Genomic DNA, 14169 nt, shown 5'->3' with positions numbered 1-14169 from the left:
CACCGTGCTGACCGGGCTCGATGCCGTCCTCGGGCGGCTGCGAGGGGCCGTGCCCGACGACGACCGGGCACTCTACGACGTCTTCGCGGGCGAATGTCGGCAGGCGCTCGACGCCATGCGGCTGCATACCCGCGTGCGGCCCCGCGTCGTCGCCGAGTTGGGCGCGCGGTACGGGGAGTGGTGGGGCGGGATGTCCGGGGCCCTCGCGTATGACACGCTCGCCGCCTTCCGCGACCATCCCGTCTATCCGACCAGCCGGGGCCGGTCCGTCTTCAGCGAGGAGCAATTACGGGCGCACGCACCCGAGTTCCATCCCACCTTTCCGCTGCGCTGGCTCGTTCTTCCCCACGAGGCGGTGTACGGGGATACGGCGCGGCTGCCCGACTGGTGGCCTACGCCCGGGGACCTCGGGCCAGGGCCAAGCGATGGGCAACTCCTGCTCCCCGTGCATCCGCTCACCCTCGGACCCCCGCTGGAGAACGCCCTCCGCGCGGCCGGGCTCCAAGACGCCGCCCGGCTCGCAGAGCGCCCTCTGCTGGACGTACGGCCCACCCTCTCCATGCGGACCGTGGCCGTCGCCGACGATCCCCTCATCCACCTCAAGCTGCCGCTCACCACCTCCACCCTGGGGCAGCGCAACCGGCGGTCCGTCAAACCCGGCACCCTGATCGACGGCGAAGTGGCGCAGCGGCTCGTGGAGGCCGTGATCGAGCGCGAGCCGAGGTTCGGCGCCACCGTGCTGCTCGCCGACGAGACCACTCACCTCCACGCCGGACATGAACTGCTCGCCACGCTCGTCCGCCGCTACCCACCCGGCCTGGAGAACGCCACCATCGTGCCGCTGGCCGGGCTGCTCGCGCCCGCCCCGGATGGCACGCTCGTCATCGACGGGCTCGCCGAACGCCACTACGGCGGGGACGTCCTCGCCCTGCTCGACGACTACCTCACGCTGCTGTTCGACTTCCACACCACCCTCTTCGCGTACGGCATCGCGCTGGAGTCCCATCAGCAGAACACGTCGCTGGTTTTTGAGGACGGCAGCGAGAACGGCGGTGCGGTGCCCCGGCTCCGGCTCCTCATCAAGGACCACGACGGCCCCCGCGTCCACGCGATACGCCTCGCCGCCATGATCGGCGGAGGACCGGCCGCCGATCTGTGCGGCTTCGACGACCGCAGGATCCTGACGTCCGGCGACGGGCCGGTGACCGATGTGTTCACCACCATCACCGTCCACCTCTGCGCCGCCGCCCCCCTCTTCGAGCTCGCCCGCCTCGGCCGGGCCCCGCTCGACACCCTGCTGCGGCGGCTGCGCGACCGGCTCACCGACGCCGTCGACCGGCTCGCCGTCACCCGGCCCGGCGCGGCCGCCGCGCTGCTGCGCAGACGGGTGCTGGACGCGGACCGGCTGCCGGTCAAGGCGATGGTCACCGCCGGCACCTTGTTCACCAAGGAGCGCTCGGGCGCCGCGGATATCAACAAGCACTACGTCACCGGGCCCAACTATCTGCTGCGGGGAAGCGGCAGATGACCGCCGCGCCCGATCGGCCCGCCTTCCCCGGACCCCCGAACCCCGCACTTCCCTCCGTACCTGTCTCCTCCGCACCCGCTGGAGCCGCCCCATGCCCATGACCTCCTCGCCCGCCGCGACCGTGGCCTCCGCCGATCACGCCACCGCCCACACCCTCCTCAACTGTCTGCTCCGTGAGGTGTCGGGACCGGAGCACCAGACCGTCGTGGCCGATGGATGGCTGCGGCTGAGGCTGCCGCGCTGCGGGGTGCTGCTGCGCGTCGGGCTGCGGCGCACCTCCCTCATCGGGGCGCACCGCTTCACCGGGCCGGTCAGCGAGGAGCGCGACGGCACATGGGCCGAGGTGTCCTGGCGCGGGCTGGCCGAGCGGATCCACCGGGAGCTCCAGCTGCGCACGGGGGTGCACAACGACGAGTTCCTGGGCCAAGTCGCCTCCAGCCACGCGGGGATGACGGCCGCCCTGGAGGCCCTGGAGGACCGGAGCACCGTGAGTGACAGCGCCGACAGCGCCGACAGCGCCCAGGACCTCTACCTCGCCTCCGAGCAGTCCCTCCTCTTCGGCCACCGCTTCCACCCCACCCCCAAGGCCCGCACCGGCAGCGCCGACTCCTGGTCGCGGTTCGCCCCCGAGGCCGGGGCGCGCTTCCCGCTGCACCAACTCGCCGTACGCCAGGAGTACGTGCGTGAGGAGTCCGCACGGCCCGGGGCGCTCGCCGCGCTGGACCGGCAGGGCGCCGTCCCCGAGGGCTACCGGCTGCTGCCCGCGCACCCCTGGCAGTACGCGATGCTGCGCCAGCACCGGCTGCTGCGGGCGGCCATCGCCCGGGGCGAGGTGCTGGACCTCGGGCCGGGCGGCGCGGAGTTCGCGCCCACCGCGTCGGTCCGCACGCTCTACGACGGCCGGGACTTCCTCAAGTTCAGCCTGAACGTGCGGATCACCAACTGTCTGCGCAAGAACGCCGACTACGAGCTGTCCGGTGCCGTCGCCCTGACCCGGCTGCTGGAGCCGGTCGCCACCGATCTCGCCACCCGCTTCCCCGGCTGTGAGCTGCTGCGCGAACCCGCGTACCGGACGCTGGACCTCGGCGGCGACAGCGGAGCCGATCGGCAGCTGATCGAGGGCTTCGGGGTGATCGTCCGCGAAGGGCTGGCCGCCCGGCTGCGGCCCGGTCTGACCGCGCTGCTCGCGGCGGCCGTCGCCGATGAGTACCCGACCAGCGGCGCCCAGATCTCCCGGCTCCTCCCCGACGCCGACCCCGACCGGCTCTCCGCCTGGTGGCAGGCGTATCTGGAGCTGCTCGTACCGCCCGTACTGGCCGCCTACTTCGACCACGGCGTGGTCCTCGAACCCCACCTCCAGAACGTCGTCCTCGGCGTCGACCCCGCTGACGGCACCCCGCACCAGGTGCTCTTCCGCGATCTGGAGGGCACCAAGCTGGTGCCCGAGCACCACACCGCCGCGCTCGCCGCGCTGCCCGAAGCGGTGGCCCGCCCGCTGACGTACGAGCGGGAGCGCGGCTGGGACCGGGTGGTGTACTGCCTGCTGGTCAACCACATCGCCGAGATGGTGGCGGCCCTCGCTGACCGCTGTCCGCGTCTGGAGCCCGCGCTGTGGTCGGCGGTCCGCCGGGTGCTGTGCGAGTGCTCGGCGGCCCATGACCACCCGCCCGCGCTGCGCGCCCTCGTGGCGGGCGTGCCGCTGCCCGCGAAGGCCAACCTCCTCACCCGCTGGGGCCGTCGGGCCGACCGCCACGCGGGCTATGTCCGTATCGCCAGTCCGCTCGCCTCCGCCCTGCTGTCCGAGGCGGCCCACGTCATGCACCCCGGGAGCAGCCGTTGATCACCTCCGCCGTCCGTACCCTCGCCACGGAGCTCACCGGCGACGAACTTCCCGCCTACGTCTACGACCTGGCCGCGCTCCGCGCGCACGCGCGGGCCGTACGGGACGCGCTGCCGCCGGGCCTGGAGCTGTACTACGCGGCGAAGGCCAACCCGGCGCCCGCCGTCCTCCAGACCCTCGCGCCCCACGTCACCGGCTACGAGGTCGCCTCCGGCGGTGAGGTGGAGCATGTCCGCGCGGCCGTGCCCGGGGCGCCGCTGGCCTTCGGCGGGCCGGGCAAGACCGAGGGGGAGCTGCGGCGGGCGCTGACGCTGGGCGTGGAGCGGTTCCATGTGGAGAGCGAGCAGGAGCTGCGGATGCTGGCCGGGGCGGCGGAGGACGCGGGGCTCGACGCCGTGGACGTCCTCCTGCGCGTCAATCTCCCGCTTGACGATGAGCGGGCGGACGGCGAGGCGTTGGACGGTGCGGGGGTGCTCGGCGAGAGGCTGGACGGCGCGGCGTCGGTCGGCCAGGGGCCGGTCGGCCAGGAGTTGCCCGGCCAGGAGTTGCCCGGCCAGGGGGTGCTCGGCGCGGCGCTGGGCGGCGCGGCGCTCGCCATGGGCGGCCGCCCCAGCCCCTTCGGGCTCGACCCCGAGGCCGCGGAACGCTGCCTCCCCCAGCTCTCCCCGGGCGGCCCCCTCCGGCTGCGCGGCATCCATGCCCACCTCGCCAGCGGCCTCGACGCCCCCGCCCAGGTGGCCGTGGCCGCCGCGATCGCCGACTGGGCGCGGAAGCTGTCCGAACGCCACGGCCTGGGGATCACCGAGGTGAACGTCGGCGGCGGGATGGGCGTGGACTACGCCCATCCCGACCGCCGCTTCGACTGGGCCGCCTACGGCCAGGGCATGGCGGACCTCGCCCTGCGCCACCCCGGTCTCACCCTCCGGATCGAGCCCGGCCGGGCGCTGACCGTCTACTGCGGCTGGTACATCACCGAGGTGCTGGACATCAAGCACAGCGGGGGCGAGGCGTTCGCGGTGGTGCGCGGCGGCACCCACCACATCCGTACCCCCGCCACCAAACAGCACGACCAGCCCTTCCAGGTGCTCCCCGCGGACACCGTGTGGACCCGGCCGTGGGCGCGCCCGACCGTACGGGACGAGCCGGTCACGCTGGTCGGCCAGCTCTGTACCCCCAAGGACGTGCTGGCCAGCCGCATCCCGGTCGCGGAGCTACGGGTGGGGGACCGGGTGGCCTTCGCGATGGCGGGTGCGTACGCGTGGAACATCTCGCACCACGACTTCCTGATGCACCCCCGGCCGGGCTTCCACTACCTGGAGGAGTGAGGGCGGACCGCTCTCAGTCGGTTGCGGGCCGGGGCTCGCCCCGGTACGTGCCGAAGGACCACTTGTTGCCCTCCGGGTCGGCGATGGCGAATTCCCGGCTGCCGTACTCCTGGTCCTCGATCGGCCGGAGCACCCGCACACCGGCCGCGGTGAGGCGCTCGTACAGCGCGTCGACGTGGTCGGTGACGACGTACGCCCCGAAGGTGCCCGGCTCCAGGCACCAGGTCTTGGTCTCCGGGTCGTACGAGCCGAGCATGATGCCGCCGCCTTCGGGCCAGTCGAGCTGGGCGTGGGCGACGCGGTCGCCGTCCTGGTAGACGGCCGTGCGCAGGAAGCCGACCGTGTCGACCAGGAAGTCGATCAGGGCGACGGCGTCATGGGCCTGGAGCGTGGGCCAGATGGCGGGTTCACGCGATTGCTTCTGCTGGTTCTGCTGCGTCTGCTGCTGGTTCGGTGCGGTGTTCATGGGCTCTACTCTTCGCCGTAGAGATGGCCCCCGGCTTGGATATTCCGGCACTCTTCGGCCAGCCAGGCGGTCGGGCTCACCCCGGTGTACTGACGGAAGTCGCGCACCAGGTGGGAGTGGTCGAAGTAGCCGCAGTCGGCGGCGACCCGGGCCAGGTCCGGCGCCCGGCCCGCCGCCACGGCCCGGACCACCGTGTTCCTGGCGTGCTGGAACCGCATCAGCCGGGCCGCCTGCTTGGGGCTCAGCCCCGTCTCGGCCTGGAACACGCTGGTCAGCCGGCGGCGGCTGAGCGACACATGCTCGGCCAGGCCCGTCAGCGTACCGGCCCCCCGATGCCGGGCCAGCCAGGCCCACGCTTCGCCGACCTCGCTCCGCACCGGCGTCCCGTCCTCACCTTCGGCCGCGCGCTCCCGCAGATACGCACCGAGCGTGGCGAACCGGTCCTCCCACGACTGGTGCTCGCACAGCCGCTCGCGAATGTCGGCGGCCCGCTTCCCCAGCACGTCCGCCCCGGAGGTGACCAGGTCCGAGGTGAGCGCACCGGCCGGAAGCCCCAGCAGCGTGCGCGCCGCCAGCGGATGCACGGCCAGCTGCACCCCGGCCTCGCTCCCGGGCTGGACGATATACGCCGGTCGCTGGTGCAGGCCGCCCACGACGATCTCCGTCCGCGCGGCATCGGGCCCCCGCGCCTGCTCGGGCGTGACACCGCCGACGACGGGGCCCTCCAGGGAGAAGATCAGCGTCAGATAGGGCGACGGCAGCCCCCGGTGCAACGTCGGCGGTATCCCCTGGGAGCGGTACCCGACGGCGGACACCACCATCCCACCGAGCCCCTGCCCGAGCCCGGCCCGCACGAACTCCTGGCTGCTCATGCGCCCAGTATCACGCGCCCCTCTGACAGCGGGACCGCCCGCAGGCGCCGGTCATGCTCCGCGTCGATCTCGCGCAGCTCTGCTTGAGCGGTGGCGCGCTCCTCCTCAGTGACCGGTATGCGCGAAGTAATTCACGATTTGCCTGTTCCGGACAGTCGCAGCCGCAGCCGTTCACGCGTTGTGATAGCGCGTGGATCGTCATAATTCCTAAGGAGTTCCAAGGCCTGTACCCAGTGCCGACATGCCGCCTCGACGCCCTTGCTAAGTAAAGCTGAACCCAAGCCCTCGAGGGCTAACGCTTCGTTCCAAGTGTCGCCCAGCTCACGGTGAACCGCCCCGGCCCGACGGTGGAAATTGGCAGCCTCATCATATCGCTCAAGACGGAGATAGGTATCTCCTGCTCCCTGCAAGGCGAGTGCCTCACGACTCCGATCTCCCAGGCGCCGGTGAAGTGTCGCAGACCGCTGAAACGACGTAAGGGCATCACCGTATTGATTCAGTGCCCGCTGAGCGTGACCAGCAGCTATCAGCCAGCAGCCCTCAAGTACGTGGCTACGCAACTCAAGGGCAATCTTCACTGCCTCCTCGCTGGCGCTCAGAGAATCCTGGAGATCGCCACATTCAAGATGGATCGAGCTCAAGATCCAGAGAGCATTGCCGATACTCCGTTTATCTTTTTGGCTGCGATGAATCGAGAGGGCTTCGCCAAGATGCTCAGCAGCCTCCACAAGATTTCCAGCTTGGTGATTTACTAAGGCGAGGTTGGCAAGGGAAATAGCTCGCCAGTGAGTCTCGCCCAGTTCGCCGAAAATGATCGATGCCCGCTGCAGCCCTTCCTTGGCTAGCGATAAATGCCTTTTCCGTAGCTGAACGAGTGCAAGGGCATTAAGCGAAGTGGCCTCACCCTCTCTGTCATTCGATTCCTGTCGAATCTTCAACGCTTTCTCGTGGCATGAGATGCTGTCAGTCAGCCGGTTGAGCTTGGTGTGCGCAAACCCAAAATTCTCGTGCAATCTTGCTTCCAGGAGCCGATCGCCGAGGCGCCGGGCTGCTTCGAGGCCTACCCTGCCGATGGGTAGCCAATCAGCGGTGAGGGATGACGGTGCCTTTGCGTTCCATAGAATTGCCGATAACAGCGCAGCAATCTCATCGAGTCCAGCTTTCTCAGCGACCTGGACGGACGGGAAGAAGTTGACTTGTTCGAGTTCTGCCCAGTCAACCGCCTGGTCGTAGCTCGCAAAGGTGAGAGGTCTCACGTCAGGAGGTTGCTGATCAGTCACTAGACGATCTTCATCTGGCCTAAGCCAGCTCTGTGCTGCATCAGCAGTATGTAGGTACCAATCCAGTATCCGGCGAAGCGCCTCCGCTCGCTCTTCGGCCGAATCTTCCTGGCAGACCTGATTCCGAGCATACGCGCGGAGAAGGTCGTGGAATTCGAATCGATTCGGCGCCTTCTGTTCCAATAGGTGTGCGCCCACAAGCACGTCCAGCAGTTGCCGTGTTTGCCGGACGCTGAGTCCCGCCAGTGCTGCTGCAGTATCAACGCTAATCCCAGGACCTGGATGCAGCCCCAACAAACGAAACATACGTGCAGCCTCGGGTGGCAGTGCTCGGTATGACCAAGCGAATACGGCACGCACGGCCTCGGCTTCTTCCTCGTCCCCTGCGCTCAAGGCATCCCACAGCGCTGACTCATCACGCAGATCTTCCATTAACTCACGTAGGTCCATATATGGGTGGCTAGAGGCCCGCTCAGCTGCGATTCTCAAGGCGAGCGGCAAGCGGGCACACAAGCGAGCGAGTTCGCTGAGCTCCTCGTCATCGTCTGATCGAAAACCATCAGTAACGGAACGGAGCAGAGTGACAGCTGCCGACTCGGCCAAGGTGCTAAGAGTCAAGCGATGCGCGCCATCGCGGATGGAAAGCCCCGCGAGCCGCCCGCGACTCGTAACGATTGTCATGTTTCGAGCATTGCCGGGAAGTAGCGGACGCACCTGAGCGGTGCTAGCGGCATTATCCAATATGAGTAACATTCTGCGACTGGCCAGCAATGAGCGGTAGAGCGCGGCGGCGGACTCAGGGCTAGAAGGAATCGCGGCAGGGGGAGTTCCAAGCGCGATCAAAAATTGGCGAAGTACTTCGTCCGCTGAGACTGGCTCCCCTGGGTCATAGCCGCGAAGGTTGACGTAAAGACTCCCGTCGGGAAACCGGTCCTGTATATTATGTGCCCAATGCAGTGCTAGTGACGTCTTTCCTGCTCCAGCTGTTCCAGCAATCATAAAAACAGGAAGCCGATTAAGATCCCCGTTCCTGGGAAGCGCTTGGTTAAGTCGCAGCAACTCCTCTGAGCGGTTAACGAAGTGACGAACGTTGGCCGGCAGCTGGCGTGGTACAGGTCGGTGCGCCCCATGGTCGCCCTGGCCGTGATCATGGAAGTGGATGCCGCCACTAACCTGACGGGCCTGAACGACATCTCGTGATGATCCCGAGATTTCAGAATGCGTCCCGTCGGTCTGAGGGCTGTCGTGATTCCCTTCGATTCTCTACTCCCCCTTCATTTGAGGGGCTGGCAGGTGCGCCACATAGCGATCGACATACGAGACAACGTCCTCGCTGTTCTCGTAGAACTCGTTGATCAGAATTTCCCAATTCCGCACCAGATCGAGATCGGTGAATCGGATCGCGCCATCCAAGATGCCAGCTTCCGTGTAAAGAACCTGGTAGAGGACCTTTCCGCCCAGGGTGACGATCTCCGGCAATGGCTCAGAGCCCTCATACGATTTTATTGCCTCGGCGTTTAGTACGCGGACTGGCATTCCGCTGTCGCCTTGAACCCTCAGGGCATGCAGTTCCCATTGCATATATGGCGTCAAGGGCTCTTCCACCACGCGAACGCGGTGGAATATACTTTTTCGTCTCGCGTCCTCTTGGGCAACTTTAGCCCAGAGCTCTCGCTTCTTTTGGGCAAGTTGTAGTGCTTCACTCCAGTTTCCTCGCTGGAAGGCTTCCCAACTCGGCGACCCTGGCTCCTCGAAATGCTGCTTCCGTTCGAGCTTCCACCCGTTTCGGCCAATGATTTTCTCATCATTGAGTCGAAAGTCGCGCTGGTAGGCGTCCGTGCTGAGGCGAGTCCCCTTGCCGATGTCGATCCGGAGATGGTTGATATTAAGCATCTGTAATGTCCGGCTTCGCTGCGCGAAGGACACTTCCGGGAATAACGATCAGCCGCTCATCATGGGCAATTGATACGTCTGCCGGAAGGCGTGACTTGTAGGCTTCGGTGAGATCTCGACCAATGACGGCCACATCGCCATTACCGAGCTCCCAGATATCGGGGCAGCCTGTTTTGTCTTCGGTGACGCCGAGCTCCTGCGGGGACTTGCCTAACCGTCGCCTAAACGATACGGATGCATCCGCTTCCCATGCGCGCGCCATGTGATCGCCTCTCAATCGGCTCAAGCGCCAAGTGCATAGCATAGAAAGCGGCATCCCCTATCGCAAGGTCCCAATTCGGACGGTGTGAACGCTTGAAGTTACTTCTGAACCTGATAATCGCACAAGAGTGCTGATTTCTGATCACTGTTGGCGATCAATCTTGTCAGCGGAAGGAGCCACAGTCGCAATGACCCTACTCACTGTTTGATTGTCAAGCGCGCGGTAGGTTTCGTGCAGAGAGAGCGCATCACGCCCGAAGGAGTTCCCGTCATGGCTGTGGCTCACGATCGTGAGCAGATGCTGCCGGAGGAGTTCGAGGCGTGCGCGCGGCTGGCGGCCCGCGTGGCGGAGGGGACGCGGTTTGAGTTCCTCAATGGGAAGATCGTGGTTACGCCGAGGCCCGATGGCGATCATGGGCGGATCATCCAGTGGCTGGCGCGGATCTGCATTCAGGCCCATCCCGACCTGTGGCTGCACGACCAGGGCCTCAAGGTTGAGACCTACCGCAACGGCCATGCGCGCCCCGATGGGACCCTCGCCCACAGCGACGCGTTCGTCGGCCAGGGGGAGTGGGCCGACGCCGATCCCGTCCTGATGGTCGTGGAGGTCACCTCGTACGACTCCGACACCGACCGCAGGGACCGGGTGGAGAAGCCACGGGCCTACGCCGAGACGGGCATCCCGGTGTATCTGCTGGTCGACCGGGAGGCCGGTGAGGTCACAGTCTTCAGCGAGCCCGACGGGGTCCGGTACGAGAGCACCAAGACCGTGCCGTTCGGCAAGCCGCTCACGTTGCCCGCGCCGGTCGGCGTCACGCTCGACACCGAGCCGCTCCAGGGTTGGGTGCACTGAGCGGGTGTCCGACGGATCTTGACGCCTGCGGCGCGCTGTTCTCCTCCCCGCCCCTTCCCGAAACTGGGGCTCCGCCCCAGACCCCGGGGTCCAGGGGCGAAGCCCCTGCCACGCGGCGGAGCCGCATATCGATGCTTCGGGAAGGGGCGGGGAGGGGAAAGATCCGACGGACACCCCATAGGTCCCTGGCTGCGGCGGGTCCTCGGTGGCCTGGAATGATCCCGTGGCATGTACACCGTTACCCTCTGGGAGTTCGCCGCGCTCGCGGCGGCATCCATACTCGTCGGCTTCTCGAAGACCGCCGTCAGCGGCGCCAATACCGTCAGCCTCGCGATCTTCGCGGCCGTGCTTCCGGCCCGGGAGTCGACCGGTGTGCTGCTGCCCCTACTGATCGTCGGCGATGTGCTTGCCGTGGGCACCTATCGTCGGCACGCGCACTGGGGGACCTTGCTGCGGCTGTTCCCGGCCGTCGCGGTCGGGGTCGTGGTGGGGACGGTGTTCATGCTGTGGGCCGGGGACGCGGAGGTGCGGACGTCCATCGGCGCGATCCTGCTCCTGATGGCGGGCGTCACTGTGTGGCGGCGGCGTGCGGCCGCCCGGGCGGCGGCCCCGGAGGTCCCGGCCGCCGACGGGGCGGGCGCACGGCTCAAGGCCGGTTCGTACGGGGTGCTCGGTGGCTTCACCACGATGGTGGCCAACGCGGGCGGTCCCGTGATGTCGCTCTACCTGCTCTCCGCCGGTTTCCGGAAGCTGGGCTTCTTGGGCACCTCGGCCTGGTTCTTCCTGATCGTCAACGTCGCCAAGGTGCCCTTCAGCGTCAGCCTCGGCCTGATCGACGGCCGCTCCCTGCTCCTGGACGCGCTGCTGGCGCTCTTCGTCCTGCCGGGTGCGTACATCGGTAAGGCGTGCGTGGATCGGATCAATCAGCGGCTCTTCGAGCGGCTGGTCATCGCGGCTACGGTGCTGGGCGGACTTCAGTTGCTGCTGCGGTGACCCTTCAGGCTCGCTATGAAGGCGCTCCACGAGCCGCTGGGGAATATGAGGGTGGGGCCGTCGGGGTCCTTGGAGTCGCGGACGGGGACGATGCCGGGGAAGCCGTCGGCGATCTCTACGCAACCGCCGCCGTCGTTGTTGCTGTAGCTGCTCTTGCGCCACACGGCAGTGCTCAGGTTGGGGGCAGTTCCCATGAGGACCAGTCCTTCATCACGGCTCGGATCATCGCCTCGGAGTCATGAGGCGAGAGGGCCATGGCCCTGAGCAGATCGTAGTTCCTCCGGTGCTTGGCAACCTGATCCCGCTCCTCGATGAAAGTCCCGGAACGGCTGCCTTCCTCGTAGGCCAGCAATGGCTCGTTCGGCAGCGTGAAGAGCATCAGGGAGCCGCCCGCCACCGGGTGCTGACCTGCATTGAAAGGCAGGATCTGGATGGTCACGTGCGGTTGTGTCCCGCGCTCGATCAGAGACATCAACTGGTCGCGCATCACCTCCGGCTCTCCGGCGGCGCGGTACAACGCCGCCTCGTCCACGATGAACCAACAGTCAGGTGGCTGGACTTCGTGCAGCCGAGCTTGCCGGTTGATCCTGGCCTTCGTCATCGCGTCGATCTCCGCCTCGGGAGCGTATCGGTTCCCGATTCGCAGAGACGCCTTCGCGTGTTCGGGGGTCTGGAGCAGACCGGGGATCGTGGCGCAGGCGTACTCCTCAATGGCCACCGCGCGCTTCTCAACCTCCATGCGTTGCCGGTACTTGGACTTGAACGGCTCGTTCTTCGCCAGCGCATAGATGCGCGCGAACATCCCGTCCGTCCCAAAGCACGCGTCCAACTTGGCCGGAAGGTCGTCGTACGGCAGGGACTCGGCCGCCTCGATACGGGCCAGGTGCGATTTGCTGTAGTTCAGCACCTCGGACAGCCGCCGTAACGACATGTCCGCCTTCTCTCGGTGGCGGCGGATCTCCGCGCCGAAGAGGTCGCGGGCGGAGCGGTCGGGAAACAGTTCGCGTGGTTGGAACGGCATCGTGCATCCCCTCTTGTCCCGCGATCTTGGCTGGGACGTGTCGTCTCTTTCCAGCCTACGCGCCGGAACGCAACGGTATGTGCACTCAACGTAATTGGCCGACCGGAAAGACAGGTCAACGTGTTCTCACACACCGAATCCACCGCTCCACGGATGACGATGCGCGTCTACCGGGTCTCGCCGGACGGCGCGGTCGTCACGCAGGAGCTCGGCAGGGTGGTCGTCGTGGTCAAGGACAAGCTCGAACCCCTGCGGTCCAGCCAGTTCCCGCCCTGCCGCTGCCCGCGCCACCGCGACCGCGCGGACCTATGACTCCAGCGGCTGCCGAGCCCACGCTTGCCGAGGTCGCAGCCCGGGCCGAAACCGAGGCCACCGCAAGCCTGACTACATCGGACGTACCGGCCGCGATCGACGACGCACGGGCGGACCGTTGGCGATGCCCAAGGGTTATCGAAGCTCCGGGACGGGACCACAGCTCTCGCGTATGACCAGCTCCGTGGGGATGGTCACGCGCACCCCCGGCTCGGGGGTGCGCTCCAGTTGGTCGAGCATCAGGCTCAGGCAGCGGCGGCCGATTTCCGCGAAGTCCGTACGGACCGTGGTGAGCGGCGGGAGCAGATGAGCCGCCTCGGGGATGTCGTCGTAGCCGATCACGCTGACGTCCTCGGGGACCCGGCGGCCCGCCTCGTGGAGGGCGCGGAGGACGCCCACCGCCATCTGGTCGTTGGAGACGAACACCGCCGTGGCATCCGGGTCGTGGGCGATGCGGCGGCCCAGGTCGTGGCCCGAGTCCGCGCTCCAGTCACCGAAAAGGGGCTCGTGGGCCTCCGCGCCCGCTTCCCTGAGGGCGGCCCGCCAGCCGTCCACCCGGGCCTCGGCGGCGATCCAGCCGACCGGGCCCGCGATATGGCGGACCGTGCGGTGGCCGAGGCGCAGCAGATGTTCCGTGGCCTGGCGGGCGCCGGACGCGGAGTCGCCCGCGACGACGGGGAAGCGGGCGCCGAAGCTCTTGTCCAGGGTGACCATGGGCCTGCCGTGGTCGGCCTCGACCAGGGCCTCGCCCACCGAGCGCTGCGGGGCGATCGCGATGATGCCGTCCGCACCCTGGCCGAGCAGCCGGTCGACCGCGCCCCGCACCGCCGCCTGGTCGGCGGCCGTGAGCGCGATCGTGCTGACCAGGTAACCCGCCTCCTGCGCGGCCTCGTTGATGCCCGCCAGCGTGGCGGCCGGGCCGAAGCGGGCCGCGTCGAAGGAGATCACACCGAGCGTCCGGCTGCGGCCGCTGGCCAGGGTGCGGGCGCTGGCGGTGGGGCGGTAGCCCAGTTCGCGCATGGCGGCGCGGACGCGTTCGCGGGTCTCGGGGCGGACCCGGGGGTGGTCGTTGAGGACGCGGGAGACGGTCTGGCCGGAGACCCCGGCGCGGCGGGCGACGTCGGCCATCACCGCCCCGCCGCCCGCTGTCGTCCGGCGCCGCCGGACGCGCTGGGGTCCGCCCGCTTCCTCCTCCGGCTCGCCCATGTCCGTTGTGTCTCCCCTCGTGCGTTTCAGCCGTCGTGCGTGTCAGCCCTCGTGCGTGTCAGCCCTCGTCCGTCCAGCCCAGGTCCGGCTCGTCCGTCAGCCGGACCGTGCGCGTCGTCGCCGCGTGCAGCTCCAGCAGGACCAGCTCGTTCGTCCCCGGCCGCAGCACCGGCGCGGGCACGTAGAGGCGGCGCTGCGGACCGCGCGACCAGTAGCGGCCGAGGTTGAAGCCGTTGATCCAGGCCACGCCCTTCGTCCAGCCGGGCAGGGCGAGGAACGCGTCGGCGGGGGTGTCCACCGTAAAGGTGCCACGGTGGAA

The 14169-nt window shown here is 67.9% G+C and carries 14 protein-coding genes and 1 pseudogene; 6 read left to right on the top strand and 9 right to left on the bottom strand.

The annotated features are described in order from the left end of the window. The 3 genes from GWI24_RS28110 to GWI24_RS28100 all read left to right on the top strand — a co-directional run. Positions 1-1528 (top strand): IucA/IucC family protein (locus tag GWI24_RS28110; protein WP_210948698.1); only part of this gene is annotated, 1528 nt, incomplete at its 5' end. A gap of 91 nt (positions 1529-1619) precedes the next feature. Continuing rightward, on the top strand, positions 1620-3368 hold the full coding sequence (locus GWI24_RS28105) for an IucA/IucC family siderophore biosynthesis protein (protein ID WP_210948697.1): 1749 nt from the start codon (positions 1620-1622) through the stop codon (positions 3366-3368). Beyond that, positions 3365-4693, top strand: a complete 1329-nt coding sequence (locus tag GWI24_RS28100; protein ID WP_210948696.1) for a type III PLP-dependent enzyme — start codon at positions 3365-3367, stop codon at positions 4691-4693. The genes GWI24_RS28105 and GWI24_RS28100 overlap by 4 nt, the downstream gene beginning before the upstream one ends. A gap of 13 nt (positions 4694-4706) precedes the next feature. On the opposite strand, the gene GWI24_RS28095 is transcribed toward GWI24_RS28100, so the two are convergent. From GWI24_RS28095 to GWI24_RS28075, 5 genes are all read right to left on the bottom strand, one after another. Further along, a complete protein-coding gene (locus GWI24_RS28095) occupies positions 4707-5159 on the bottom strand; it encodes a VOC family protein (RefSeq protein WP_210948695.1) in 453 nt (150 codons plus the stop codon). Positions 5160-5164: 5 nt separating this feature from the next. Further along, entirely contained in the window at positions 5165-6031 is an 867-nt protein-coding gene (locus GWI24_RS28090) for a helix-turn-helix domain-containing protein (RefSeq protein ID WP_210948694.1), read from the bottom strand. 131 nt (positions 6032-6162) lie between these two features. Beyond that, the gene (locus GWI24_RS28085) at positions 6163-8370 is read right to left on the bottom strand and encodes a tetratricopeptide repeat protein (RefSeq protein ID WP_308344096.1); all 2208 of its coding nucleotides are present in this window, start codon (positions 8368-8370) and stop codon (positions 6163-6165) included. Between the two features lie 204 nt (positions 8371-8574). After that, positions 8575-9204: a DUF6879 family protein gene (locus GWI24_RS28080; protein WP_210948693.1), complete on the bottom strand. Its 630-nt coding sequence runs from the start codon at positions 9202-9204 to the stop codon at positions 8575-8577. Next, positions 9197-9466, bottom strand: a complete 270-nt coding sequence (locus GWI24_RS28075; RefSeq protein WP_210948692.1) for a hypothetical protein — start codon at positions 9464-9466, stop codon at positions 9197-9199. The genes GWI24_RS28080 and GWI24_RS28075 overlap by 8 nt, the downstream gene beginning before the upstream one ends. Before the next feature lie 270 nt (positions 9467-9736). Here GWI24_RS28075 and GWI24_RS28070 point away from each other — a divergent pair, with 270 nt between their 5' ends. Together GWI24_RS28070 and GWI24_RS28065 are read left to right on the top strand one after the other, a co-directional pair. After that, entirely contained in the window at positions 9737-10318 is a 582-nt protein-coding gene (locus GWI24_RS28070; protein WP_210948691.1) for a Uma2 family endonuclease, read from the top strand. A gap of 228 nt (positions 10319-10546) precedes the next feature. After that, positions 10547-11311, top strand: coding sequence for a sulfite exporter TauE/SafE family protein (locus GWI24_RS28065; RefSeq protein WP_210948690.1), 765 nt, complete (start codon positions 10547-10549; stop codon positions 11309-11311). On the opposite strand, the gene GWI24_RS28060 is transcribed toward GWI24_RS28065, so the two are convergent. Both GWI24_RS28060 and GWI24_RS28055 read right to left on the bottom strand, forming a co-directional pair. After that, positions 11293-11505 (bottom strand): DUF397 domain-containing protein, encoded by a 213-nt coding sequence (locus tag GWI24_RS28060; RefSeq protein WP_210948689.1) that lies wholly within the window; start codon positions 11503-11505, stop codon positions 11293-11295. The two genes, GWI24_RS28065 and GWI24_RS28060, sit on opposite strands and share 19 nt — an antisense overlap. Next, complete coding sequence (locus GWI24_RS28055) at positions 11484-12332, bottom strand: helix-turn-helix transcriptional regulator (RefSeq protein ID WP_210948688.1); 849 nt, start codon at positions 12330-12332, stop codon at positions 11484-11486. The genes GWI24_RS28060 and GWI24_RS28055 overlap by 22 nt, the downstream gene beginning before the upstream one ends. A 153-nt stretch (positions 12333-12485) precedes the next feature. Here GWI24_RS28055 and GWI24_RS28050 point away from each other — a divergent pair, with 153 nt between their 5' ends. Next, positions 12486-12644 (top strand): hypothetical protein, encoded by a 159-nt coding sequence (locus GWI24_RS28050; protein ID WP_167543243.1) that lies wholly within the window; start codon positions 12486-12488, stop codon positions 12642-12644. Between the two features lie 135 nt (positions 12645-12779). On the opposite strand, the gene GWI24_RS28045 is transcribed toward GWI24_RS28050, so the two are convergent. Both GWI24_RS28045 and GWI24_RS28040 read right to left on the bottom strand, forming a co-directional pair. Further along, positions 12780-13850, bottom strand: a complete 1071-nt coding sequence (locus tag GWI24_RS28045) for a LacI family DNA-binding transcriptional regulator (RefSeq protein WP_210948687.1) — start codon at positions 13848-13850, stop codon at positions 12780-12782. Between the two features lie 58 nt (positions 13851-13908). Beyond that, positions 13909-14169, bottom strand: a pseudogene (locus GWI24_RS28040) (beta-galactosidase); the annotation flags it as partial.

The organism is Streptomyces sp. MK37H, from assembly GCF_018035285.1.
Taxonomy (GTDB): domain Bacteria; phylum Actinomycetota; class Actinomycetes; order Streptomycetales; family Streptomycetaceae; genus Streptomyces; species Streptomyces endocoffeicus.
Note: the sequence above shows the minus strand (reverse complement) of the source record. Positions and strands in the feature narration are given on the sequence as shown.

Bases quoted from the DNA above. Each gene is read 5' to 3' on its own strand.
- GWI24_RS28105 (WP_210948697.1), top strand. From the start codon at position 1,620: ATGCCCATGACCTCCTCGCCCGCCGCGACCGTGGCCTCCGCCGATCAC.
- GWI24_RS28095 (WP_210948695.1), bottom strand. From the start codon at position 5,159: ATGAACACCGCACCGAACCAGCAGCAGACGCAGCAGAACCAGCAGAAG.
- GWI24_RS28090 (WP_210948694.1), bottom strand. From the start codon at position 6,031: ATGAGCAGCCAGGAGTTCGTGCGGGCCGGGCTCGGGCAGGGGCTCGGT.
- GWI24_RS28080 (WP_210948693.1), bottom strand. From the start codon at position 9,204: ATGCTTAATATCAACCATCTCCGGATCGACATCGGCAAGGGGACTCGC.
- GWI24_RS28075 (WP_210948692.1), bottom strand. From the start codon at position 9,466: ATGGCGCGCGCATGGGAAGCGGATGCATCCGTATCGTTTAGGCGACGG.
- GWI24_RS28070 (WP_210948691.1), top strand. From the start codon at position 9,737: ATGGCTGTGGCTCACGATCGTGAGCAGATGCTGCCGGAGGAGTTCGAG.
- GWI24_RS28065 (WP_210948690.1), top strand. From the start codon at position 10,547: ATGTACACCGTTACCCTCTGGGAGTTCGCCGCGCTCGCGGCGGCATCC.
- GWI24_RS28060 (WP_210948689.1), bottom strand. From the start codon at position 11,505: ATGGGAACTGCCCCCAACCTGAGCACTGCCGTGTGGCGCAAGAGCAGC.
- GWI24_RS28055 (WP_210948688.1), bottom strand. From the start codon at position 12,332: ATGCCGTTCCAACCACGCGAACTGTTTCCCGACCGCTCCGCCCGCGAC.
- GWI24_RS28050 (WP_167543243.1), top strand. From the start codon at position 12,486: ATGACGATGCGCGTCTACCGGGTCTCGCCGGACGGCGCGGTCGTCACG.
- GWI24_RS28045 (WP_210948687.1), bottom strand. From the start codon at position 13,850: ATGGGCGAGCCGGAGGAGGAAGCGGGCGGACCCCAGCGCGTCCGGCGG.